The organism is Curtobacterium sp. VKM Ac-2922, from assembly GCF_022815645.1.
Lineage (GTDB): Bacteria > Actinomycetota > Actinomycetes > Actinomycetales > Microbacteriaceae > Curtobacterium.
Window position 1 is genome coordinate 332,577 of record NZ_JALGRO010000001.1, and the last position, 23,857, is coordinate 356,433.

Annotated in this window: 24 protein-coding genes and 2 pseudogenes; 17 read left to right on the top strand and 9 right to left on the bottom strand. The window is 69.1% G+C overall.

All coding sequences use genetic code 11. From position 1 onward, the window contains the following. Nucleotides 1-13: 13 nt before the first annotated feature. Together MT346_RS01545 and MT346_RS01550 are read left to right on the top strand one after the other, a co-directional pair. Nucleotides 14-736 carry a VIT1/CCC1 transporter family protein gene (locus tag MT346_RS01545; protein WP_243561006.1) on the top strand — a complete coding sequence of 241 codons (723 nt, stop codon included), beginning with the start codon at nt 14-16 and terminating at the stop codon, nt 734-736. Nucleotides 737-948: 212 nt separating this feature from the next. Beyond that, nucleotides 949-1,608: a TetR/AcrR family transcriptional regulator gene (locus tag MT346_RS01550; RefSeq protein WP_243561007.1), complete on the top strand. Its 660-nt coding sequence runs from the start codon at nt 949-951 to the stop codon at nt 1,606-1,608. Between the two features lie 22 nt (nt 1,609-1,630). Here MT346_RS01550 and MT346_RS01555 read toward each other — a convergent pair whose 3' ends face one another. Beyond that, the gene (locus MT346_RS01555; protein WP_243561008.1) at nt 1,631-3,790 is read right to left on the bottom strand and encodes a glycosyltransferase family 39 protein; all 2,160 of its coding nucleotides are present in this window, start codon (nt 3,788-3,790) and stop codon (nt 1,631-1,633) included. A 190-nt stretch (nt 3,791-3,980) separates the two neighbouring features. Between MT346_RS01555 and MT346_RS01560 the strand changes: the two are divergent. Beyond that, nucleotides 3,981-4,076 (top strand): annotated as a pseudogene (locus MT346_RS01560) (DivIVA domain-containing protein); the annotation flags it as partial. A 24-nt stretch (nt 4,077-4,100) separates the two neighbouring features. Further along, nucleotides 4,101-4,232: pseudogene (locus MT346_RS01565) on the top strand (DivIVA domain-containing protein); the annotation flags it as partial. A gap of 29 nt (nt 4,233-4,261) precedes the next feature. Here MT346_RS01565 and MT346_RS01570 read toward each other — a convergent pair. From MT346_RS01570 to MT346_RS01590, 5 genes are all read right to left on the bottom strand, one after another. Further along, nucleotides 4,262-5,653 (bottom strand): family 1 glycosylhydrolase, encoded by a 1,392-nt coding sequence (locus tag MT346_RS01570; RefSeq protein ID WP_243561009.1) that lies wholly within the window; start codon nt 5,651-5,653, stop codon nt 4,262-4,264. Next, entirely contained in the window at nt 5,650-6,567 is a 918-nt protein-coding gene (locus tag MT346_RS01575) for a carbohydrate ABC transporter permease (RefSeq protein WP_243561010.1), read from the bottom strand. Before MT346_RS01575 ends, MT346_RS01570 begins: the two co-directional genes overlap by 4 nt. Further along, nucleotides 6,557-7,525, bottom strand: coding sequence for a carbohydrate ABC transporter permease (locus tag MT346_RS01580; protein WP_243561011.1), 969 nt, complete (start codon nt 7,523-7,525; stop codon nt 6,557-6,559). Before MT346_RS01580 ends, MT346_RS01575 begins: the two co-directional genes overlap by 11 nt. Next, on the bottom strand, nt 7,522-8,784 hold the full coding sequence (locus MT346_RS01585; protein ID WP_243561012.1) for an ABC transporter substrate-binding protein: 1,263 nt from the start codon (nt 8,782-8,784) through the stop codon (nt 7,522-7,524). Before MT346_RS01585 ends, MT346_RS01580 begins: the two co-directional genes overlap by 4 nt. Nucleotides 8,785-8,924: 140 nt before the next feature. After that, nucleotides 8,925-9,974, bottom strand: coding sequence for a LacI family DNA-binding transcriptional regulator (locus tag MT346_RS01590; protein ID WP_243561013.1), 1,050 nt, complete (start codon nt 9,972-9,974; stop codon nt 8,925-8,927). A gap of 536 nt (nt 9,975-10,510) precedes the next feature. Here MT346_RS01590 and MT346_RS01595 point away from each other — a divergent pair. Continuing rightward, entirely contained in the window at nt 10,511-11,011 is a 501-nt protein-coding gene (locus MT346_RS01595) for a hypothetical protein (protein ID WP_071282841.1), read from the top strand. A gap of 55 nt (nt 11,012-11,066) precedes the next feature. Next, nucleotides 11,067-11,615, top strand: coding sequence for a hypothetical protein (locus tag MT346_RS01600; protein WP_071245658.1), 549 nt, complete (start codon nt 11,067-11,069; stop codon nt 11,613-11,615). Between the two features lie 52 nt (nt 11,616-11,667). Here MT346_RS01600 and MT346_RS01605 read toward each other — a convergent pair whose 3' ends face one another. Continuing rightward, a complete protein-coding gene (locus MT346_RS01605) occupies nt 11,668-12,000 on the bottom strand; it encodes a hypothetical protein (protein ID WP_071282843.1) in 333 nt (110 codons plus the stop codon). Nucleotides 12,001-12,507: 507 nt separating this feature from the next. Between MT346_RS01605 and MT346_RS01610 the strand changes: the two genes are divergently transcribed. Further along, complete coding sequence (locus tag MT346_RS01610) at nt 12,508-12,666, top strand: hypothetical protein (RefSeq protein WP_175473046.1); 159 nt, start codon at nt 12,508-12,510, stop codon at nt 12,664-12,666. A gap of 142 nt (nt 12,667-12,808) precedes the next feature. On the opposite strand, the gene MT346_RS01615 is transcribed toward MT346_RS01610, so the two are convergent. Continuing rightward, the gene (locus MT346_RS01615) at nt 12,809-13,342 is read right to left on the bottom strand and encodes a hypothetical protein (RefSeq protein WP_071282847.1); all 534 of its coding nucleotides are present in this window, start codon (nt 13,340-13,342) and stop codon (nt 12,809-12,811) included. A gap of 434 nt (nt 13,343-13,776) precedes the next feature. Here MT346_RS01615 and MT346_RS01620 point away from each other — a divergent pair, with 434 nt between their 5' ends. The 6 genes from MT346_RS01620 (at nt 13,777) to eno (ending at nt 17,883) form a co-directional block, all read left to right on the top strand. After that, nucleotides 13,777-14,283, top strand: a complete 507-nt coding sequence (locus tag MT346_RS01620) for a universal stress protein (protein WP_243561014.1) — start codon at nt 13,777-13,779, stop codon at nt 14,281-14,283. Then, a complete protein-coding gene (locus MT346_RS01625) occupies nt 14,268-15,023 on the top strand; it encodes a 2,3-diphosphoglycerate-dependent phosphoglycerate mutase (RefSeq protein ID WP_308221862.1) in 756 nt (251 codons plus the stop codon). The genes MT346_RS01620 and MT346_RS01625 overlap by 16 nt, the downstream gene beginning before the upstream one ends. Next, complete coding sequence (locus MT346_RS01630) at nt 15,020-15,523, top strand: CrcB family protein (protein ID WP_279396553.1); 504 nt, start codon at nt 15,020-15,022, stop codon at nt 15,521-15,523. Before MT346_RS01625 ends, MT346_RS01630 begins: the two co-directional genes overlap by 4 nt. Beyond that, entirely contained in the window at nt 15,520-15,891 is a 372-nt protein-coding gene (locus tag MT346_RS01635) for a CrcB family protein (protein ID WP_055960823.1), read from the top strand. The genes MT346_RS01630 and MT346_RS01635 overlap by 4 nt, the downstream gene beginning before the upstream one ends. A 26-nt stretch (nt 15,892-15,917) precedes the next feature. Then, a complete protein-coding gene (locus MT346_RS01640) occupies nt 15,918-16,403 on the top strand; it encodes an inorganic diphosphatase (protein ID WP_055960822.1) in 486 nt (161 codons plus the stop codon). Nucleotides 16,404-16,548: 145 nt separating this feature from the next. Continuing rightward, entirely contained in the window at nt 16,549-17,883 is a 1,335-nt protein-coding gene (gene eno / locus MT346_RS01645; protein ID WP_083393829.1) for a phosphopyruvate hydratase, read from the top strand. Here eno and MT346_RS01650 read toward each other — a convergent pair. Then, complete coding sequence (locus MT346_RS01650) at nt 17,868-18,800, bottom strand: LysR family transcriptional regulator (RefSeq protein ID WP_208385475.1); 933 nt, start codon at nt 18,798-18,800, stop codon at nt 17,868-17,870. The genes eno and MT346_RS01650 overlap by 16 nt on opposite strands. A 63-nt stretch (nt 18,801-18,863) precedes the next feature. Here MT346_RS01650 and MT346_RS01660 point away from each other — a divergent pair, with 63 nt between their 5' ends. The 4 genes from MT346_RS01660 (at nt 18,864) to MT346_RS01675 (ending at nt 23,561) form a co-directional block, all read left to right on the top strand. Beyond that, nucleotides 18,864-20,030: a TDT family transporter gene (locus MT346_RS01660; RefSeq protein ID WP_060915499.1), complete on the top strand. Its 1,167-nt coding sequence runs from the start codon at nt 18,864-18,866 to the stop codon at nt 20,028-20,030. Nucleotides 20,031-20,739: 709 nt separating this feature from the next. Then, on the top strand, nt 20,740-21,342 hold the full coding sequence (locus MT346_RS01665; protein ID WP_055960814.1) for a recombinase family protein: 603 nt from the start codon (nt 20,740-20,742) through the stop codon (nt 21,340-21,342). A 6-nt stretch (nt 21,343-21,348) separates the two neighbouring features. Further along, entirely contained in the window at nt 21,349-22,752 is a 1,404-nt protein-coding gene (locus MT346_RS01670) for a Mu transposase C-terminal domain-containing protein (protein ID WP_071245666.1), read from the top strand. After that, nucleotides 22,749-23,561, top strand: a complete 813-nt coding sequence (locus MT346_RS01675) for an AAA family ATPase (RefSeq protein WP_055960810.1) — start codon at nt 22,749-22,751, stop codon at nt 23,559-23,561. Before MT346_RS01670 ends, MT346_RS01675 begins: the two co-directional genes overlap by 4 nt. The last annotated feature ends 296 nt before the right edge of the window (nt 23,562-23,857 follow it).

The window sequence follows — 23,857 nt, forward strand, 5'->3', positions numbered from 1 at the left end:
TTTCCTGGTCGTCATGGCCATCATCTCCGTCCCCGCACTGCCGACCATCGACCCGGTCGAGTCGACCAGCGCCGCCCGGCTCAACTGGTTGCGCGCCGGACTGCTCGGTGCGAACGACGGCATCGTGTCCGTCGCCGCGGTGATCGTCGGCGTCGCCGGTGCCGGTGCACCCGTCGGCCCGGTCCTGGCGTCCGGTGCGGCAGCCCTGGTCGGTGGGGCCGTGTCGATGGCGCTCGGCGAGTACGTCTCGGTGAGCGGTGCCCGCGACGCGCAGGAGACCGGGCAGGCCGCCCGCGCCGCACGTCGTGCGACCGAGGCGGTGGAATCCACCGACATCGCCGCCGCCTACCGCTCGATCGGCGTCTCCGAGGACGCGGCGCGCACGATCGCCGACGAGCTCGGTCGCCCCGAGGTCCGCGACCGCTGGGTCGCCGCCGAGCAGCAGGCCGAGCAGGACGACGTGGTCAGCCCCTGGCGCGCGGCCTGGGTGTCCGCGGCGACCTTCACCGTGGGTGGGCTGCTGCCCTTCCTGGCGACGCTGCTGGTGCCCGAGTCCGTGCGCCTGGCCGTCATCGTGGTGGCGGTGCTGCTGGCCCTGGCGGCGACGGGCACCACGGGCGCCGTGCTGGGCGGGGCTCCCCGTGGTCGCGCGGCGTTGCGCGTGGTGATCGGCGGCGCGGCGGCCCTGGCGGCGACGTGGTTGGCCGGCACCCTGCTCGGCGCGCACGCCCTCTGAGTCCACGCCCGCTGACGCAGGGTGAGGGCGCCTGCTTCGAGTTCGGGTCTGGAAGCAGGCGCCCTCGTGATCCGGCCACGTGGGGACGCCCATCGGTCGAGGTCGTCCCGTCGCGAAGCCGGGTGACGGCAGCCAGGGTGGGCTGAGCCGCTCCGCAACGATACTCCTAAGTGGAGACTTGTCTCCACTTGAAATCCGGCTACATTGCTCCCATGTCCGAGATCCCTCGCACGCGAGCGGAACGTGTCGAAGTGCGGCGCAGCCGCGAGGCGATCCTCGCGGCGGCGGAAGCGCACTACGCCGTCAAGGACACCGACCCGTCGATGGTCCAGCTGGCACAACTGGCCGGTGTGGGCGTCGCCACGCTCTACCGCCGGTACGCCAGCGTCGACGACGTCATCCGGGAACTCCACGCCCGGCTCCTCGGCCACTTCACGCGCGTGGAAACGCTGGTCGCTGCACGACCGACCGCCTGGGAGGCCGTGGTCGCGTTGGTGACGGGCATCATCGACGTCCTGCAGGAGCACCCCGCGATCCCGCAGCTCAACCGGAAGATGGTGGCGCTGGAGAACAACGACCGCTTCACCTCGACGTGGAACGACCAGCTCGACGCACTGATCCGCGCGGCCCAGACCGAGGGCACGCTCCGGTCCGACGTCACCGCGAACGACGTGACGTTCGCCGCGTTCCGGATCGGCAGCTACGCGAACCTGCCCCCGGACGACGCCGGGCGGATCATCGGTCGGCAGGTCGGCATCGTCCTCGACGGACTCCGCGCCGACGGCAGCCGGCACCCGCTGCCCGGGGACCCCATCACCATGCAGGAACTGCAGCGGATCTTCCGACACGAGGTCGACCACCCCGTCGAGTGACGGCGCGGGCGCACCCCCGACGTCAGTCGCAGCGCTCGAGCGCGAACGACCCGGTCCCGCCGAAGCCGCCCCGCCCGCCGAACCCCGACGTCGCACTCCCCCACCGGTGCACCACCGTGCAGCCGAGGGCAGCGCCCGCCTGCCGCACCGGGTCCTGCGCGCGGGAGCTCGAGGAGACGACCAGCAGTCGGGTGTCGCCGCTGTGCACCATGGACTCGATCTGCGCCGTCGTGAACACGGGCACCTGCCCGGAGAACCCGCCGTCCGTCAGTACCTGGTCCCCGGTGGTCTCGATGACGTCGGCGGAGATGCGCCACGAGTCGTCGAGGAACAGCGGGGAGCCGTCCTTCCCACCGCCCTCGCGCTCGGCGGTCGCCACGAGGGACGCCTCGTCCGCCGACAGCCGCGTGTGGCCGCCGATCACGTCGGGCGCCGACACCGTGAACGCCGCCGACGACCCGAAGCCGAGCGACGAACGTCCGCCCGGCAGGACCTGCCCGCCGAACGCCGCCCGGCCCGCACCCGCGCCGCCACCGGTTCCCGTCCGGCTCGCACCCGCGCTTCCGCCGAACGCGGACCGACCGGCACCCGAACCGAACGCCGGGCGCCCCGCACCCGCCCCGAAGCCGCCCCCGCCGAACTGCTCGGCGACCGCTCCCACCGAGGCGTCCCCGCCGCTGCCGTCCCGCGCGGCGTCGAGCGCCTGCAGCGAGAAGCACGCCGGGCCCGCGACGACCGCGGCGACGAGCACCCCGACGACGACCCGACGACCGCGCATTCCGCGCATGCCGGAGACGACACCGTCGCCCGACCGGAGACCGATGACCAGCACCGCCACGAGCGCGACGACCGTCAGCCCGACCGCCACCGACCCCAGCAGCAGCGGTTCCGAGCTCGCCGACGCCAGCCACGACCACCATGCCCCCTGCACCACCAGCAGCGCGACGGGAACCGCCAGCAGTCGCCGATCGGCAGCGGTCACACAACGCACGGCACCCCACCACCCGACGGCCGCGAGCACGGCGAGCTGCACGCCGACCGCGGCCACGTACGCCGTGTGCGGGAGCCGCAAGACCGACAGCACCACGACGGCGGTCGCCAGCCACACGACCACCGTGAGCAGCGTGGCGGCGGCGACCCGGGCCTCCCGGTCGGCGCGTCGCTGCCACGAGCGGACCGCGCCGATCCCGATGCCGGTCAGTGCCGCGGGCCACGACCAGCCCACCTGCGAGGCGTAGCGCGCCGAGAACAGCTGCAGCAGGTCGCGGTGCGCGCCGCCGGCGCCGAAGCGCTGCGCCGCGGCGCCGACCGCGTGCCCGACGGCGCCGAGCGCGCCGACCGCCCCGGGCCACAGTCCGGGCAGGAACCGGTCCACCCCGTTGTAGCCGAAGACCATCGCGAACACGTCGTCGTCGGTGGACCCGTCGACGTAGGGGTGCGCGCCGGTCGGCAGGAGTGCGACGACGACCATCCACGCGAGCGAGGCCACGACCGCAGCGCCGACCAGGATCCCCGCGTGTGCGAGTCCGCGCCGCCAGCGCCGCCCCGCTCCCGCCGCCACGAGCGTCCCGATCACCAGCGCCGGCAGGACCAGCCAGGCCTGCAGCATCTTCGCCTGGAACCCGATCCCGACGAACAGGCCCGACACCAGCAGCGGCCACCAGGTCCCCGCGATCGCCGCCCGCTGCCACCAGACGAGCGCGACGGCGAGCGCCATCGTGAGCAGCCCGTCCTCCATCGGGTGGCCGAACATCGACACGAAGATCGGCGTGCTCGCGGCGAGCGCTGCGGCCACGAGTCCGACGCGGGACCCGGCCCAGCGCAGGCCGACGAGTGAGACGGCCCAGACGGTGACGATGCCCTCGAGCACCTGCGGCAGGGCGAGCGCGGCCGTCGACATGCCGAACAGCCGGATGCTGAGTGCCTGGGGCACGGCGAACCCGGCGAGCTTGTCGAGCGTGACGGTGGCGCCCGGGTCGAACGCGCCGCTGAAGAACGCGGGCCACGACTCCGACATCGACCGGGCGGCGGCCGCGTAGAACTCCGAGTCGCCGCCGCGCGCCAGGTTCCAGCTCGTCAGCACGGCGCCGAGGACGATGATCGCGGCGAGCGTCAGACGCTCGCGCGGGGGCTGGTGCGTCCAGCGCGGGGTGCGTGCGCGGAAGCCGTCGATCCGGTTCATGGTGGGAACTGTGCCGCCGGACTCGATGAACCGGCCGCCAGTGGCGGCCTGCTGGCCTGCAGTTCGTTCAGGACGACGGCCAGGAGGCTCGGAGCGCGCCCGCAGGCAACCACCTGTCCACAGGTGGCTGCTCCTGACTGCTGCTGGCACGCCCGGCATGGCAGGATCGGGGCACGACGAGGGGGGCGCGATGCGCGCGGAGGATGTACGGGCCAAGCGGTTCGGCACGACCAAGTGGCGGGAGGGCTACGAGCAGGACGACGTGGATGCGTTCCTGGACCGGGTGCAGCGCACGCTCGCCGGGTACGAGCTGCGGCGGCCGGTCGACCCGCTCGAGCCCGAAGACGTGGTGGCTGCGCGCTTCACGCCGACGCGGTTCCGCGCGGGCTACGACCAGGGGCAGGTGGACGACTTCCTCGACCAGGTGGTCGTCGCGCTCCGCACGCACCGGGGGCACTGACCGCAGGCGACTCAGCCCGACGCAGCCCGATCGCGTGACACGGTGTCGCCCGCCTGGCCGGCGACGGCTCGGTAGGCCTCGGCGGCACCCGTCAGCTGTCTGGCCAGCGTGCCGTCCGACTGCTCCTCGAGCCGGACCAACCCCATCCGCCGCAGGTACGGCGTCTTCCGGCCGGAGCCGGCGCGCTCGGCGACGACGTCGGGCGCGACCGCGAACTCCTCGACGTTGCGGCCGCCGGACGCGTACGACCAGTCCACGAAGTCGAAGACCGGCCACCACGTCCACCCGCGGACGTCGACGCCGGCGTCCACGAGCGAGCGGACCGCGGCGACGGAGTCCCGCACCCAGGCGGACCGGACGGTGTCGTCGCCCTCGATGGACGTCTCCGTCACGACCATCGGCAGCCCGTAGCGTGTGTCGAACCGGGTCAGGGACGCGACGAGCCCCTCGGTCCAGCGGTCGTAGGCGTGCTGCACGGTGCCGTCCGGCCCGTGCTCGAGCCGGCGGGGTGACAGGTCCGGGTAGTAGTTGACGCCGAGCAGGTCGATCGTCACGGCTCCGTCGACCAGCTCGGCCAGTGCGGCGGCGGACGCCCCGTGCGACAGCAGCCAGTCGTGGAACGCGTGCGTCGGGTCGACGCGGCCGAGCACCAGGTCGGTCGGCAGGAAGCCGAGTCCCTCGAGCAGCGCGGCTTCGGTGACGAGAGCCGACGACGGCGGTGACGCGGACGACGCCGACGAGGAAGCCGAGGGCGACGCCGTCACCGCGGGTGACGCCGTCACCAACGACGAGGCCTCGACGTGCACGATCACCGCGTCCGGGTTCGCCGACCGCACCGCCGCCACCGTGTGCTGCAGGCCCGCGGCGATGCCGAGCACCACGCGGGTCCACCCGCGCCACCCGGTCAGTGCCGGCGGCCACACCCCGCGCAGCCCGGCGAACGACGCCGTGGTGATCGGCTCGTTGAGCGGGGTCACGTGGTCGACCACGCCCGCGTACCGTCCGGCGAACGCCCCCGCGAACGAGGCCACCGCCGCCGGGTACCCCGGGTCGGCGAAGGAGTCCTCGAGCCAGGTGGGCGTGCCGTAGTGCACCAGGTCCGCGATGACGGTGATGCCGAGCGACGCCGCGTACGCCAGCCGTTCGTCGAGGACCGCCCAGTCGAACACCCCCGGGGCGACGTGCACGCGGGGCCAGTCGACCCCGTAGCGCAGGGCGGTCGCACCGAGCGCGGCCACGGTGTCCAGGTCGTCGCGCCAGGCCAGGTCGTGCCCGGTCAGCTCGTGCTCGTCCAGGGGCGCCATCGCGAAGTGCAGCGGCGGGTACACACAGGTGTCCTCGATCCCGGCGACGAAGGTGAAGGTCCCCGGCGCGAAGGCACCGCGCGGGCCCGACGCGCTCACTTCAACCCCGTGGTCGCGACGCCCGCGACGAAGTACTTCTGCGCGAAGAAGAACCCGACGGCGATCGGCAGCAGCGAGATCACCGCGCCGGCGAGCAGGACCGCGTGGTCGGTGACGTGCGCTCCCCCGAACAGCGTCAGCCCGGCCGGCAGCGTCAGCATGTCGTTCGAGGTCGTCACGACGAGCGGCCAGAGCAGGTCGTTCCACAGCGCCATCCCGTTCAGCACGGCGACCGTGGCGATCGCGGGCTTGGCGAGCGGCAGGATGACCTGCCAGTAGATCCGCCAGTGTCCGGCGCCGTCGATGCGGGCGGCCTCGTCCAGCTCGACGGGGATGTCGATGAAGAACTGCCGGAACAGGAAGATGCCGAACGCGCTGGTCGCCCGCGGGATGATCAAGCCCTGGTAGGTGTTCAGCCAGCCCAGGTGGAACAGCTCCACGAAGACCGGGATCAGCGTCACCTGGAACGGCACCATCAGCGTCGCGATGACGAGCACGAACGCGACGTTCCGCCCGACGAACCGCATCCGCGCCAGGGCGTAGGCGCACATCGAGTCGAAGAACAGCGTCAGCACGGTCGTCACGACCGTGAACAGGAACGAGTTGAGCAGCAGCCGCAGGAACGGCAGCTGTTGCCAGACCCCGATGTAGCCGTGCAGGGTGACGCTGGTCGGGAACAGGCTGGCGGGGTGGCCGAACAGGTCGGACTCGGACCGGAACGACCCGCTCACCATCCAGATGAACGGCACGAGCGCGACCACGAGGCCGATCCCCAGGTACACCCACTTCAGGACGGAGCCGGTGCGCCACGTCCCGCTCGGACGACCGGGTCGCCGGGTGCGGGCGGTGGACGGCCTGGAGGCCCGGGCCGGCCTGGTCACGGACGGTCGCCGGGTGCGCGCCTCAGTCGACATCGTCGTACCGGAAGAGCTTCAGCTGCAGCAGGGAGATGAGCATGATGATGACGAAGAGGACCCAGGAGATCGCCGACGCGTAGCCGGTCTGGTAGTTGACGAACCCGTCGCGGTACAGCAGGTTCACGAGCGTGTCGGTGTGGAAGACCGGACCGCCGCCGGTCATCACGTACACCAGGTCGAACACCTGGAACGACTGGATCGTCAGGATCATCGACGTGAAGAGCATGGTCGGGCGGATGCTGGGCAGGGTGATCCGCCAGACGGTCTGCCAGCGGTTCGCGCCGTCGAGCTCGGCGGCCTCGTACCGTTCGGCCGGCACGCCCTTGAGCCCGGCGATGAACAGGATCATCGCGAAGCCGATGCTCTTCCAGACCGAGACGAAGATGATCGTCGGCAGCGCCAGCGCGGTCGACTGCAGCCAGGCCACGCTCGGCAGCCCCAGGGCCGCGGTGATGCCGCCGACCAGGCCGATGTCCGGGTCGAGCAGGAACTTCCACACCAGGCCGATCGTGACGAGCGACACGATCGTCGGGAAGAAGAACACCGACCGGACGATCCGGTTCGCCAGGGTGTCACGCTGCAGCAGCAGTGCCGCGACGAACCCCAGGACGACCAGCAGGACGACCGACACGATCGTGTACTCGAGCGTGATCCACAGCGCGTTCCAGAACTGCTGGTCGTGGAACAGCTTTTTGTAGTTGCCGAACCCGACGAACGGCTGCGACGTGGCGCCGACCGTCCAGTCGAAGAACGAGTAGTACAGCGACCGAAGGATCGGGAAGACGACGAACGCGCCCAGGATCAGCAGCGACGGGGCCATGAAGAGCCAGGCCGGCTGGAACCGGCGCGCTCGGCGGCGGGTGGGACGGGCCTCCTGTCCGGTGTTCCGACCGGAGGTCGGGGCCCCGCCACGCGGTGTGCGTGGCGGGGCCGACCCGGTGAGCTGGTCGGTCACTGGCTGCAGCCGGTGAGGCCGTCGATCGTCTGACCGGCGCTCTTCGTGGCGTCGTCGATCGACTTGCCGCGGGTGATCTCGCCGATCAGCGGGACGTAGCCGTCGGAGTCGACCTTGGTGGCGTTCGGCACGTGCGGCAGGTACAGCCGCGCGTCGGGCACCTGGCTGGCGAAGACCGACACGGTCGGGTCGGCCTTCAGCTTCGCGTCGTCGGACAGGTCGGAGCGCAGGGGCGGGAACCCGGTCTGCAGCGAGAACTTCTGCTGCGCGGTCTTCGACGTCCAGTAGGCCAGGAACTCCTGCGCCTGCTTCGGGTACTTCGTCTTCGCCGAGATCGACAGCGGAGCGATCGAGCCGAGCGTCGAGGACTTGCCGTCGACGCCGACCGGGACCTTCACGATGCCCAGGTCGATGCCGGCCGACTTGTAGCCGGAGGCAGCCCACGGGCCGTTGATCTCCATCGCGGCCTTGCCGGCGGAGAACAGCGAGTCGGCCTCGGCGCCGGTGAGGCCGACCGGGCTGACCTTGTCCTTCGCGACCAGGTCGGCCCAGGTCTTCAGGCTCTGCTTGCCGCTGCTCGACTGCACGACGCTGCAGTTCTTGCTGTTGACGATGTCGCCGCCCTCGAGCCACTGCAGCACCGGCCACATCTGGATCGTCTGGTTGTCGGCGAGCGCGATGCCGTACTTGCCGCCGGTCGTGAGCTTCTGGGCATCCGTGGCCAACTCGGCGACCGTCGACGGCGGGTTCGCGATGCCGGCGTCCTGGAACAGCTTCTTGTTGTAGTACAGGCTGAGCGTGGCGAAGTTCGCCGGGACGCCGTAGAGCTTGCCGTCGTAGGTGAACTCCTTGACCGTGCCGGGTGCGAACGACGAGGTGTTGATCTTGCTGTCGCCGCTGCCGGTCATCGTGATCGGCAGCACGGAGTTCGTCTTGACGTACTGCGCGACGGCGTTGGGGTCGGAGCTGACCGCCGCGACGTCGGGGCCCTGGCCGGTGAGCCAGGCGGACGGCAGCTTCTGCTGGATGGTGTCCCACGGCTGGACGGTCATGTCGACCTTGATGTCCGGGTGCGACTGCTCGAAGTCCTTGACGATCGTGGCGTAGCCGGGGCGGTCGCCGCCGGTGAACCCGGTCCAGACCTTGAGGGTCGCGGGGCCGTCGCTGCTGGCGGTGCTGCCGGCCGAGCAGCCGCTCAGGGTGAGGGCTGCCACGGCGGCGACGGCGCCGATCGCCAGGGTGGTGCGTGCGTGCTTCATCGGGGAACGCTCCTTTGCGTTGCTGTGCTCGCGGAGGTGGTGCGGGTGGGTGCTCGGTACGTCGTTCGGTGTCGGGTCTTGGTGCTTGGTGCTGTTCGGTGTCGGGTCTTGGTGCGTGGTGCTGTTCGGTGGTGCGTCGGTCAGGTGCGGACGCGTTCCGCGTCGGGGTCGCATCCGCACGAGGCGCGGACGACGAGCTCGACGGGGAGCTCGGTACGGGCGGGCTGGCCGCCGCGGTGGTCGACCAGGTCGAAGAGGCGCTCGGTCGCGATGCGGCCCATCTCCTCGGCGGGGACACGGATGGTGGTGATGCCGGGGGTCGTGACGCGGGCGAGCCCGAAGTCGTCGAACCCGACGACGGCGACGTCACCCGGGACGTCGAGGCCCGCGCGGCGCAGGGTGTGCAGGCCGCCCACCGCCATGTCGTCGTTCGCGAACACGACGCCGTCCGGCCTGCTGCCCGGGTCCGACGCCAGCATCTGCTCCATGGCCGCAGCACCCGAGGTCTCGGACAGGTCGCCCTCGATCACCGTGACGTCGGTCAGGCCGTGCCGTTCCGCCGCGCGCAGGAAGCCCTGGCGGCGGTCGAGCCCGGTCTGGTGGTCGAGCGTGCCGGTGACGTGCAGCAGACGGCGGCGACCGTGCACCTCGACCAGGTGGTCGACCAGGCGTTCGGTCGCGGAGACGTCGTCGATCCCCACCGTGACCGCGTCGGCCAGGTGCGGGTAGTTGCCGATGAGCACGGCGGGCAGGCCACTCGCGACGAGCCCCTGCACGTGGTCGTCGTCGACCGCGGCACTGGTGACGATGGCGCCGTCCGCCGTCCGCGATCGCATGACCCGCTCGTACGCCACATCGCCGGAGCTGGTGTCGGCGTTCGTCGACACGATCACCTGCGCGTCGTGGGCGTTCGCCGCGGACGACATGCCGGTCAGGACGTGCATGAAGTACAGGTGCCCGAAGACGTGCGCGGACGAGTTCGGGACGATCAGGGCAACCGCGTCGGCGCGCTGGCTGCGGAGCGCGCGGCCGGCGGAGCTGGGGACGTAGCCGAGTTCGTCGGCGGCCCGCTTGACGGCGGCGCGGGTCTTCTCGCTGATGCGCTCGTGCCCGGAGAGCGCCATGCTGGCGGCGGCGGACGTGACGCCGACCTTGGCGGCAACGTCCTTCAGGGTGACGGACTTCGGCATGGGGATCGCCTTCTTCGGGGAGCGGTGCTTTATCGATTAACTCGTCACATCATGCACGTGCTTAATCGATGAAGCAAGGGGCGTGTCCGCACTCGGCGCTCGATGGCCGGAATCGGACACGTTGCGACGTCGCGGTGGGCGAGGCGACGTACCACCGGAGGGGTCGCGTGCACCGCCGGTCGGTTCACCGAGCCTCAGGCGCATCTCGGGCACCGAAATCGCCCTTCAGACCAGCTCGGACTGCACCAGGTCCCATCGTGCGGTCGTTCCTCCCCGCCGCGGCTGCCCGAGTACCTGCCCACCGCGCGAGTCAGGTGTGCTGTTTGGCGCCCCCTCATCGAGACGACCATCGGACCACCCATGTGCGACATCGACGGGTAGGAACCTGATCCACCGGTGTGAGCAGCTTCGCTCTGTGTCGTCCTTCTCGCTTCGCTCTGTGTCGTGATCGCGTCCCGGTAGCCGATCGGGTGCCGGACGGGGCGATATACTGTCAGCGACGAAACCTCCGCCGACCACGGCGGAGGTTTTCTTGTATGAGCACCCCAACGCCCCTGACCATCACCACCGCCGACGAACGACACCGCCATCAGCTCGAACAGCTCTGGACCATGTTCCGGCACGAGATGTCCGCGTTCACCGGCACGCTCCCCGATGAGCGCGGCCGCTTCCGCCAAGAACGACTCGACGCCGGCCTTGCGGAGCCGGGCTGGTCGGCACACGTATTCCACCTCGGACCGCACCCGGTCGGACTCGCGGTCCTCCGCGGACTCGACGAAGAGGAACACATCATCAGTAGCTTCTTCATCGCGCACGGAGCACGACGCTCTCGCATCGGACGTGCCGCCGTGACGGAACTGACCGCGGTGCACCCGGGGAGATGGGCGGTGGCCTACCAGGACCGCAACGAAGTAGCAGCGAAGTTCTGGCGCACGGTCGCGACCGAAATCGACCCGACGTGCACGTTCGAGCACCACGCCGTCCCAGGCCAGCCGGAGCTACCCGCCGACTCCTGGGCCCGATTCGGTGTCCGATAGCCGATCGGTTGTCGAGACTCTTGCGGGCCTGGCGTCTGTCGAGCACGCTGCCGGGATGACGACATGTACTCGACCCCTTGTTTACGTGGTGATCGCGGGGCCACAAGCGTCAGGGAAGAGCGCTCTCAGCTCCGCTCTCAGCGATGCGCTTCGCGCGCAGGGCGAGCAAGTTGCCGCGGTTGAGCTGGACCTGATCGCGTCGATGGCGCTACCTACGCTCGCGGATTGGGAAGTTGCCCATCGCATTACTGAGACAGTCGTGGGGCTGTGGCTCCGCGCGGGGATGAGCTGCGTCATCGTCGAAGGCGTCGGAACGAGCGAGAAGGTGCGGAAACTGCTCCGGCAAGCACCAGACGGAGTGCCATCGCTGACGATCGCGACGACCACACCGTTCGAAGTCGCCTTCAAGCGAGCATTGGCCGATCCGAGCCGCGGAGTTTCGCGTCAAGAGGATCACTTGCGCGCGGTCTACGACCGCTGGGGGGATGAGCTGCCTCGAATCGAAGCTGACCTGACGCTGCACACCGACCGAGACTCGCTGGAGCAGTGCGTCGAGGCCGTGCGCTCACGGATCGCTCTCACTCGGGGGCAGCAGCAGCGATAACCGGTCGAACACCGGGCGTCCTGACTGGGCTACTTCGTCGACCAGGTCGACATCACGGGAGGTCGTGAGGCCCTCTGAGCTGACCCCATCCGAATCGGCTCTCCGCGATGAAGTCCTGGAGATCACTCTGCACATTGCGAACGAGGGCGTCGAGACCGTCCTCGACCCACAAACCGCCGGACCAACCGCGTTCGCGCATGATGCGCCAGCGGACCACGGCACTGTTCTGCTCGACGAGATCGTCCCCGTCCAGCGCTGAGCCGGTGACGTCGTCGATCGGCACGATCTCCAGCGTGAGCGTCGCGAGTTCAGGGGTCGTGAGCATGACCTGGAACATCGGCCGCAGCAGGGCGATGACTTCTGACACCTTGAGGATCTCGTCCACCACTCGAAGCTAATGCCTGCGCCCAGCGGAGGCTCTGCGTGCTCCGGACGGACAGCTCATGCCCGTCGGTGATCCGCGCGACCCGCACGACGGCAACGAGGTGCTCATGCGATCTCGCGACCGCAGAGAAGAGGTCTCGTCCCTCAGGCCGGCCCGTCCGCTTGACGATCGGCTACCGGGCACGTCTGGCAGCGATACCGTGCAGGAGTGTCGAGTTCTGGCGTCATCAAGCCACGGTCGCGCGTGAGTGCTGCGCTTGTCATGGCTGCGCTGCTGGCCTGGCTTGCTCCAGCGTCAGTGATCGCTCTCCGCCTGGCATGGACAGACCCTCCTTCTCGCGTGCCCGTGCATTGGACGGGAGCAGGCCCTGACCAGTGGGCTTCGGCGGACGCTGCGTTCTGGTCCTGCATCGTGCCGGGCATCGTCGGAGCACTCGTCTGCAGTCTGCTGGTCGTCCCGTTGTCTTCGGACGCGTCGCGATGGGGCACTGCGATCACTTTCGGGGCGGTGAGCGCGGGAACGGGCATCATCGCGTTCTTCTGGGTCGCGATGATGCTCGCTGCCGAAGGAGCGGGGGCGCCGTTCCTGGTCATCCTTGCCCCGCTCGGGCTGGGAGTGCTTGTGTTCGGCCTCTCCCTGTTCGTCCAGACGAGGACCGCCCGGTAGCCGATCGGCTATCGACACAACGAAGGACTTCCGCGCTCGGCGTGACATCCAGCGCGCCAGAGTTCTCCGAGCGGGATTGGCAGCCCTGCAGCCTCGACTCGAGAAGCGGGGACATGCCGGCAGGGTATGCGGCGGAGCCGCACTACAGGTGCTTGTATGCCCAGACGTAGATGTGGTCGTCGTAGTCGCCGGAGTACACCTTCGTGAAGTCCCTCGTCCCACCGCGGACGGAAGTCATGCCAAGGTCCTTCAGAGGTGGTGCCTCTGAAGTGGTGGCAGTGGTGTGAACGTCATCGACGAGTGCCAGCCAGGAGCTGACGTCAGAGCCGGCAGGCGCTTCCAGCAACACTTGGATCTGTGGGGTGCCGCTCACGGCTGCTATGGGCTCTGCTTCCGCGGTGAGGACTGTCCAGTCGTCGGGCACGGTCTGCCCGAACCGGTTCTCGACGGTGCGTTGTGGCACCGCTCGGCAGGACCACGGGGAGTGTTCGTCGCACGCTCCGTACGCGCCGGCTTGCGCTGGCGTGGCTGCTTCCTTGAGCCCGTTGGTCAGCGCCGACACACCCCAGTACGCGCCACCGGCCGCGACACCTGCGAGGACGAGGATGACCGCAACGAATACTGCCAGCGCGCCGAGACGTTGCCCGACGGTTGACGTGTTCGACTGCGAGGCCATCGAACCATCTTGTCGGTCCGATGTCCTCGCGTCGTCATTCGGGGGACGGATCGTTCCACTCCTCGTCGACGAACGCGCACAACATCGCTCGTCTCGCCGTGCTCGTCACGCAAACGGATACTGCCGCGGAATGCGCAAACGACCGTCCGATAGTCGGTCGTTCACCGGTACAGGCTCGGAGGCCCCGGGCTGAGAGACGGAACCCAGCAACTCCCTGAGTGTGGGCAGCTTCGCTCCGTGTCGTCGGAATCGCTTCCTTCGGTGTCGGGACGTCGCGGGTGCGCGAGACGGCCCGCGTGACTTGGGGTTCGGGTGCATAATGGTGGTGTCTTCGGACCCGGTAGTGGGGCTTGCCGGACCCAACCTCGACAGTTGTCGACAACAGTCCCTATCTCAGCTGGTCGCGCTTCTGCGCGCCTGAGGTAGGGAGTGTCATGACAGCACCAATCGGTTCCGGACCGGTCGTCGTCGGCGTCCTGCCCGGCCTCGCTCCGGGGGTCATCGAGGTTGCGTCGTCTATCGCGCGGCGCTTCGGTACGACGCTGGTGTGCGTCAGCGTGGATGCATTGCTCTTCGATGCCGGTACGCGCTCGGACGGGTCGGTGATGGTGGAACCGATCGACCCTGACACCGCTGACACGACACCGCAGGGCTTGTCGGACAGTGACAAGGCGGCAGTACGTGCTGCCGCAACGACCTACGGCGTCGACGTCACGTTCGTCCCGGGTGTCGGGGATCCGAGCCGGGCACTGTCGCAAGTGGCCGAAGACCGCGACGCGGCGATGCTGGTCGTCGGGGCCAGGACGGGAGCGGGTCGAATCGCGGAGTTCTTCACGGGGTCGGTCGCGGTACGGCTGACCCATCAGCAGCACCGTTCAGTGCTCGTAGTGCCCGTTGATCCGGTCGGGTTCGATGCCCCACTGCCGTGGGACACCCCGTGACCGGCCAGCTTGTTCTGCTCCGCCACGGACAGAGCACTGCGAACGCTGCCGGTACCTTCACCGGCTTGCGAGACGTCGCGCTGACCGAACAGGGCAGCGCCGAAGCGAATCGGGCTGGGTTGCTACTTCTGCATGCCGGCATCCGACCGGACCTCGTGCTCACGTCGACGCTCGAGCGGGCGCTCCACACGGCGGAGCTCGTCACCGACGTCCTCGGACGTGATGCGCCGATCGAGTCGACGTGGCGGTTGAACGAGCGGAACTACGGCGCCCTCACCGGCATGTCCAAGCAGAATGCGCAAGCGGCGTTGGGGGCGGAGCAGTTCTTCGCTGTTCGTCGGACCCGCACGGGACGGCCACCACGCATGTCGATCCGCGCGTGGCTGGCGCTCCGGCGGACGCCGGCGCTTCGTGGACTGCCGTGGGCGGCACTTCGTCGAACCGAAACACTCTCCGACGTCATCCGCCGGGTCCAACCCGTCCTGTCGCACAGCATCACCCCGGCACTCCGCGACGGGCAGACAGTGCTCGTCGTCGCGCACGGCAACTCACTGCGGGCACTGTGTGCCTGCATGGACGGCCTAACTGACGGTGAGCTCGCGGACCTGAACCTCCCCACGGGCGAACCCCTGATCTACCGGTTCGACGGCGACGGTGGGTTCTGTCCGCGGGGTGGGGAGTACCTGCATCCGGCAGCACGAGCAGCAGCGGCAGCGGTCACTGCGGAAGGTGGAACATGACCTCCCGAACGGACACGCACCTGCCCGATGGGCAGCTCCCGCCCGACCCAGACATCGACGCCAACGACCCGGAACGTATCGACCGGCCAGTGCATCTGCGGTGGCGGTACCTCGGTGTCGTCGCACTCGGCGGCGCCATCGGTACCGCCGCACGCGACGGACTCAGCACCGCGTTCCCCGCTCAGCAGGAGGTGTCCTGGGCGATCTTCTGGATCAACATCGCCGGCGCGCTCCTACTGGGTGTGCTGCTGGAACACCTCGCGCATCGCGGACCTGACGAGGGTCGCCGCCGGACACTGCGCCTGCTTCTGGGAACCGGTGTCCTCGGCGGGTTCACCACCTACAGCACCCTCGCGACCAGCACCGGGGTGTTGTTCCTCGCTGGCCGCGGGTTGGCCGGCACCGGGTACGCGCTCCTGACGGTCCTCGCCGGCGCGATCGCCACCGGTAGCGGCCTCGCGATCGCGGGTTTGGTCCGACCGAACGGGGCCACATCATGAGCGCCCTGGCCTTCCTCAGCGTCGCGGTCGCTGGCGGTGTCGGCGCGGCCGCACGGTTCTTCGTGGATGGTGCGATCAACCGGGGTCGGCAGTTCCGGCTCCCGGTCGGGACGCTGACGATCAACATCACCGGCTCGTTCCTGCTGGGCTTGATCACCGGCGCCGCCGGTCACCTCGGCGCCACCCCCGTCGCGGTGCTCGGAACAGGGCTCATGGGTGGCTACACCACGTTCAGCACCGCCAGCTTCGAGACCGTCCGCCTCGCACGCACTGGCCGCACCACCGCGGCTGCCGTGAACGGGCTCGGGATGCTCGTCGTCTCCGTCGCCGCAGCCGCCGGGGGCGTCACCCTCGGCACCCTCACTTGACCATCCGACTGGGAGACGAACAGCTCATGCACTTCGACATCACGATCGAGATCCCCCGCGGCAGCGGCAACAAGTACGAGGTCGACCACGCCACCGGACGGATCCGCCTGGACCGGGCGGTGTTCACCAGCATGGTGTTCCCGCAGGACTACGGCTCGATCGACGACACTCTCGGCGATGACGGCGACCCCCTCGACGCGCTCGTGCTGCTGCCCCGGCCCACGTTCCCCGGCGTCGTCATCGACGTCCGCCCGGTCGGGATGCTCCGCATGGTCGACGAGAACGGCGGCGATGACAAGATCCTCACCGTCCCCGCCGGAGACGTCCGCTTCGACCACGTCCAGGACATCTCCGACGTCGCCGAGCCGGTCCTGGCGGAGATCGAGCACTTCTTCGCCCACTACAAGGAGATCGAGCACGGCAAGCACGTCACCACCAACGGGTGGGCGAACCGTGTCGACGCCGAAGCCATCATCCGCGCCGCACAGGAACGGTTCACCCCGCACCCCTGACCGGCACCCGCGCACCCGACACCATCCAGTGCGCGCCCTGAACCGCCGTGGGGAGGCAACTGGCGCCCAGTGATCGCCAGGAGGTCGTCCCTCCGCCTCCCCGCGGCCCACACCCGCACGACCAACCCGAAAGGCGACAACCGCCGTGAACGACTACATCAGCAACGTCCACCACACCACCCACCATCAGGGCGAGTACGTGACCCACACCAGCCGCCCCGTCACCATCAGCAGCCTGCACGGCTCCCGGATCCTCGACTCCCGCGGCTACCCGACGATCCAGGTGCGTCTCGAGCTCGAGGACGGCACCGTCGTCACCGGTGACGCCCCCGCAGGCGCATCCACTGGCGCGCATGAGGCTGTCGAGCTTCGCGACGGCGGCAGCAGCTACGGCGGCCGCGACGTGAGCCAGGCACTGCACCTCATCACGACGGACGTCGCACCGATGATCACCGGCCAGTCGTGGACCTCGATCGGGCAGGCCGACGCCGCCCTCGCTGCCCTCGACGGCACCCCGAACCACCGCCGGCTCGGCGCGAACAGTGTCGTCGCGACCTCGATCGCGATGGCACGCGCTCTCGCCGCCGCAGCGGAGCTGCCGCTCTGGCGTTGGATCGCAGACGTCACCGGCAGCACGCCCCGCCTGCCCGTCCCGCACTTCAACGTGCTCAACGGCGGAGCGCACGCAGCGAACGCGCTCGACTTCCAGGAGTTCATGATCGCCCCGGTGAACGCCGAGACCATGACCGACGCGGTTCGGATCGGATCGGACGTCTACCACGCGCTGGCGGCACTGGTCCGGGAACGGTTCGGCAGTCTCGGTCTCGGGGACGAAGGCGGCTTCGCCCCGTCGATCGCCGCGCCCGAGGAGGCCCTCGACCTCCTCGTCGCCGCGATCAGTGCCGCCGGTTACGAGCCCGGCGTGGACACCGTCGCGATCGCACTCGACCCGGCGGCGAACGAGTTCGCGCTCGGTGACGGTAGCTACCGGGTCGTGGACCGCCGGCTCGACCGCGCAGGCATGGTCGACTACTACCGCGACCTCATCAGCCGGTATCCGATCCGGAGCATCGAAGACGGCTTCTCCGAAGATGACCACGGCGGCTGGAAGGCGATGTCGTTCGCGCTCGGCGACATGCTCCAGATCGTCGGCGATGATCTCTACGTCACCGATCCGCAGCGCATCCGCGACGGTGGGAAGGACGGGCTCTCGAACGCGGCGCTCATCAAGCCGAACCAGATCGGCACCGTCTCCCAGACCCTCGACGCGATCGGCGTCGCACGCTCGCTCGGGATGCGGAGCATGGTGTCGCACCGGTCCGGCGAGACCACCGACACGTTCATCGCGGACCTCGTCGTCGGCACCGGAACCGGACAGATCAAGTCCGGCGCACCCGCCCGCGGAGAACGCGTCGCCAAGTACAACCGGCTCACCGAGATCGCGGAGAACAATCCGGAGCTGCCCTACGGGCTGCGCTGACCCCGACCGGTCACCTCGTGGGCGACGCGCAGGAAAGCAGAACCAGCTGGCTGAGGCTCTCCCGACCAGATCGCCCGCAACGGCCGGGCAAGTGGCGGCCCAGCGAGCGGGACCCGCACCAGCGACCCGTCGTTGATGTCGGCGGCGACCGTGCGAAGGCTCATCACCGCCGGTGCAATTCCAGCCTGCGCGTTCGCCCGGATGATGCTCGTGGTCTCCAGCACCGCGGCCGGAACCGACATGCTCAAACCGGCCTCCCTGAGCCATGCGGCGAGGGTCGCGCGAGTTCCGGAACCTTCTTCCCGCAGGAGCAGAGCCGTCGCCGCCAGGACCTCCGCAGTGATCCCGGTCGACCGAGCCCAGGGATGTTCCGGCGCAACGACGACCGCGAGCTCATCGTCCGCGATCACCTGCGCGGACACACCTGCCGCCGTCACCGGGGTCTCCGTGAACCCGAGGTTCGCGCCACCCGACTGCACGAGGTCCGTCACCGCGGCGGAGTTGCCCGCGATCAGGCGCACCCGCACGTCGGGTTCGCGGCGGCGGAATTCGAGCAGCCAGCCCGGCAGCAGCAGCTCCGCGATCGTCTGTGACGCTGCGACGACGAGCGAACCCGTGGGAGTCCGCAGCGCAGCCACTCCTGCTTCGAGGTGGCGAGACGCGTCGAGGACCGGTCCGGCCAGCCCGACGACGAGCCTGCCGGTCTCGGTCAGCACCGACCCCGTGGTCGAGCGGTGCACCAACAAGTGACCGACCATGCGCTCGGCGACCCGGATCCGAGCAGACACTGCCTGTTGCGTGACGCCGAGCGCTCCAGCGGCAGCGGAGAGGGAGCCGGTCTCGGCGACGCGTGCGAGCACGTCGAGTGTGTCGAGGTCGAGGGTTCGGTCCGTGAGTCGCCGTAGTGCCACAATCATTGATTGTGCCCTGCCAAGAGGTTCCGGGTACCGCCAGAGGCAGGATTCGCGCAGGCTTGGCCCATGACAACGCTCCGCACGGACCCTGCACCCGCGAACGGTAGCCAGCTGCCCCAACGGCCGCAGACGGCGTTGTTCCGTGACCTGGAGCGGCCAGGCCTGATCGTGTCGAATCTCACACCGAACTGGTTCGCGTCGATCATGGGCACGGGGATCGTCGCTGTCGCAGCTGCGTCACTGCCGCTGCAGTTCCCCGGGCTGCGCCTCGCGGCGACGGTCGTGTGGGCGATCGCCGCGGTGCTCCTCGTCGCCCTCACGACCGCGACGGTGCTGCACTGGATCCGCTACCGGAGCACTGCAGCCGGGCACCAGCTCAACCCGGTGATCTCGCACTTCTACGGCGCACCACCGATGGCGTTCCTCACCGTCGGCGCCGGGACACTCCTGCTCGGCAAGGACTGGGTCGGCCTGCCCGCCGCCGTCACCATCGACTGGGTCCTGTGGACCATCGGCACCATCGGAGGACTGCTCACGGCAGTGCTCGTGCCGTACCTGGCGTTCACCCGCCACGAGAACAAGCCCGACTCCGCGTTCGGCGGCTGGCTGATGCCGATCGTCCCGCCGATGGTGTCCGCCTCCACCGGTGCGCTCCTGCTGCCGTACGCCCCCGCCGGGCAGGCGCGGGAGACGCTGCTGTGGTCCTGCTACGGCTTCTTCGGCCTCAGCCTCATCACGTCGCTGGTCGTGATCACGCTGATCTGGAACCGTCTCGCGCAGCACAAGGTCGGGGCCGCCGGCATGGTCCCGACTCTGTGGATCGTCCTCGGGCCGGTCGGACAGTCGATCACCGCGGTGAACCTCCTCGCATCGAACGCCCCCACCGTTGTCGATGCGAGTACCGCGCATGCCCTGCTGGTCGTGGCGCTGGTGTACGGGTTCGCGATGCTCGGCTTCGCGCTGCTGTGGACCGTCATCGCCCTCGCGATCACCATCCGCACTGCCCGCGAACACTTGCCGTTCAGCCTGACTTGGTGGTCCTTCACGTTCCCCGTCGGGACCTGCGTCACCGGCCTGAACGGGCTCGCCCTGCACTCAGGCCTGACCGTCGTTGCCGTCCTCGCCGTCATCTACTACGCCGGCCTCGTCGCCGCATGGATCACCGTTGCCCTTCGCACCTTTCACGGATCCGTCATCCGTGGCACCCTGCTGGCACCGCCACAGCCGGCATGAGTACCCCCGAGGAACTCGCTGACGTTCGATCGCTGAACGGTCTCGCGGAGACGTGGCGGACCGCGCCCGACGGCAGCCAACGGTTCGTCCCGAGCTTCGACCCACGATCCGGCGGCAGATTCAGCCGTGTCCTGGTCCTGATGCAGTCGCCTGGCCCCCAGACCATCGCCGCAGCGCACGCAGCGATCTGCAGCGAGGACAACCCGGGCCCGACCGCGGCCGCGTTCCGAGCAGCCCGTATCGAGTCCGGACTCGCACGCGGCGAGTACGTCCGCTGGAACCTTGTCCCATGGGAACTGCCCGACCGCGTGCGACTCGAGGACATCGACGAGGGGCGGCATGCCCTCGCCACACTGCTCGCGGCCCTCCCCGCTCTCACTGCGATCGTCACGTACGGGGCCGTTGCCCTCGACGGCGTCATGCGACACTTCACCCTGGACGAGCACCCCCGACTCCTTCCGGTCATCGCAGCACCACATCCGTCTCCCGCCAACGGCCGCCACCGATCGGAACAACACCTCCGTTCCGTGCAAGCACTCCGGCTCGCCGCGCGAGCGCGGCAGACGTAACAAATACGAACGATTCCGCTACAACTATCCGTACCGGCGCTCAGTCCGGGTGCGAGGCGCCGTGTCTTGTAGCGGAACCCAGTCCCAGAATCTACGTGCCGCCACTACCCCTCCTGGTCGAGTTTCGCTACGTTCTCTTCATGGGTCACCTTCTCGGGTATGCGCGCGTGTCCACCACAGACCAGGACGCGTCGCTGCAGATCGACGCGCTCAACGCCGCTGGCTGCTACCGCGTGTTCGTCGACACCATGTCCGGGTCGCTCCAACACCGGCCCGAGCTCGACAAGCTCCTCGACCAGCTCCGCCCCGGCGACACTCTCGTCGTCTGGCGACTCGACCGGCTCGGCCGGTCCATCCGGCACCTCATCGATCAGCTGCACGCTCTCGCCGAGCGCGGCATCGGGTTCCGGTCCCTGCAGGAGACCATCGACACCACCTCGCCCGGCGGCCGGCTCGTGTTCCACGTCTTCGCCGCGTTGGCGGAGTTCGAACGGGACCTCATCAAGGAACGCACCAACGCCGGCCTCGCCGCCGCTCGAGCCCGCGGCCGCACCGGCGGCCGACCATCTCGGCTCTCCGCGGACCAGGTGCGCACCGCACGCCGGCTCTACGAACAGCAGGACATGACCGTCGCGCAGATCGGCGACGTGCTCGGCGTTAGCCGCACCACCATCTACCGTGCACTCGCGAAGCACGCCGAGCCCGTCGCGGCGCGACGAACCAAGCCTTCCCCAACGATGTAGCTGGCTATGGACGCGAGCGAGCGGTGGGGCATCCTTCGACTGCACGTCGAGGACGCCATCCCGCTCGCCACCCTGGCCCGCACCACGGGCGTCGCTGAGCGCACCCTGCAACGCTGGTTGGCCCGCTACCGAACCGGCGGATACCCGGCTCTCGCCGACGGCACCCGCACCGATCACGGCGCCCGACGGACGGCACCGGAACTGGTGCGCCTGATTGAGGGGCTCGCACTCACCAAGCCACGACCTTCGATCGCCACGATTCACCGCCAGGTCGACAATTACTGCACCAAACGAGGTCTCTCAGCGCCGTCGTACTCCGTTGTGCGGTCGATCGTGAACGGGCTTGATCCCGGGATGGTGACGCTCGCGCTTGAGGGGCCCGCGTCATATCGGGACAAGCACGAACTGCTGCTCCGACGTCGTGCGGATCGCCCCAACGCGATCTGGCAGGCGGACCACACGATGCTCGATCTGCTCATCGTCGGACCCGACGGCAAGCCCGAACGGCCGTGGTTGACGGTGATCCTCGACGACTACTCCCGCGCGGTCTGCGGGTACATGGTGTTCCTCGGCGCCCCATCCGCCGCGAACACCGCGCTCGCGCTCCGGCAAGCGATCTGGCACAAGCCGGAACCGGACTGGCCTGTCTGCGGGATCCCAGACGTGCTCTACACAGACCACGGGTCCGACTTCACCAGCCACCGAATCGGCGACACCGCCGCCGTGCTGCACCTCCGCATCATCCACTCGCAGGTCGCTCGCCCCCAGGGCCGCGGGAAGATCGAGCGGTTCTTCGGCACCATCAACACCGAGCTGCTCCCAACGCTCCCCGGCCACCTCGCACCCGGATCCTCGGCGCCGGCGCCGACGCCGGCGCTGGATCTCGCCGGTGTCGACAGTGCCATCAACACGTTCATCCGCCGCTACAACGCCCGCATCCACCGCGAGCTCCGGAAGAGCCCACTGGAAGCGTGGATCGCAGACGGGTGGCTGCCACGAATGCCGGACTCCCTCGAACAGCTCGACGGGTTCCTGCTCACCGTCCCGACCACGCGTGTCGTGCAACGAGACGGCATCCACTTCGAAGGGCTCCGCTACACCGCAACCACTCTCGCACCCTTCGTGGGCAGCACCGTCAGCGTCCGGTACGACCCCCGCGACGTCACCGAGATCCGTGTCTTTCACCGCGACGCGTTCCTGTGCACCGCGATCAGTACCGCGCATCAGACCGAGACCATCAGTCTCAAGCAGATCCAGGCCGCCCGGAACGCGCAACGAAGAGCCCTGCGCGGGCAGATCCGCGAACGCATCGCGATCATCCGCCCCACACCCGATGATCACACCCCACCAGCACCCGCACCGGCACCGGATCAACCGCGACTGATGACCTACGAGGAGGACCGGTCATGACGAGCCAGTTCATCATCACGAAGGAACACCGTCGGTTCGCGGAGTTCGCCGACGCCGTCCGGAAGCAGAACACCATCGGCGTCTGCTTCGGCCCCGCTGGCGTCGGCAAGACCCTCTCCGCACGCCGCTACGCCCACTGGGACAGCATCGGCCCGTTCATCGCCAGATGGGCCGCACGCAGCGAAGACGACACGAAGATCTACGCCGCCGCCCACCGAGCCCGCACCGTCTTCTACACGCCCGAGGTCTCCGCCACGATGCGCGCCCTGCAGGACGACCTCCGGCACGACATGCTCCGCACCGAACGCTGCATCGAGGAACACCTCCTGCTCCAGGGTCGCCACTTCGACCACGCACACGGCCCCAACCCGTCCCTGCTCGAGCTGATCATCATCGACGAGTCCGAACGCCTCACCGGCAACGCCATCGAGTGGCTCCGCGACCAGTACGACCGCACCGGCATAGCGATGATCCTCATCGGCATGCCCGGCATCGAGAAGCAGTTCAGCCACTACCCGCAGCTCTACAGCCGCCTCGGTTTCGCCCACCAGTACCGTCCGCTCGGCCACGACGAGCTGCTCTTCGTCCTCGAACGTCAATGGCGCAAGCTCGGCAAGACGCTCGACCCCGACGACTTCACCGACGCGCAAGCCATCGCCGCCGTCGAACGCATCACCCGCGGCAACTTCCGCCTCCTTGAGCGCCTCCTCCCTCAGATCCAACGCGTCCTGAAGATCAACGAACTCGACGTCATCACCAACGACGTCGTCGAGGCCGCCCGCAGCACCCTCGTCATCGGCACCACCTGACCCGACACCGATCGCAGCGAAAACGACGACACAGAGCGAGGCTGCTCACATCCACCGGTGACCGCGTCCGTAGGGCGACCGGCAAGCGGACACCTATCACGGACTAGATGGTTCGTCCGCTCCTGGGGACCGCCGCTGCTGCGGGCCGACGCCGCTGCGGCGCGAGATGAAGTAAGGTCACGTTTGTGCCTGATGCTCCCACTTTGCAGTCAACGGTCGCCCGATACGCGAAGGCGCTCGCGGTGCCGAATGCGCTTCAGCAGCTCCATGCTCGAACGCCCGGTCGACCGTCAGCA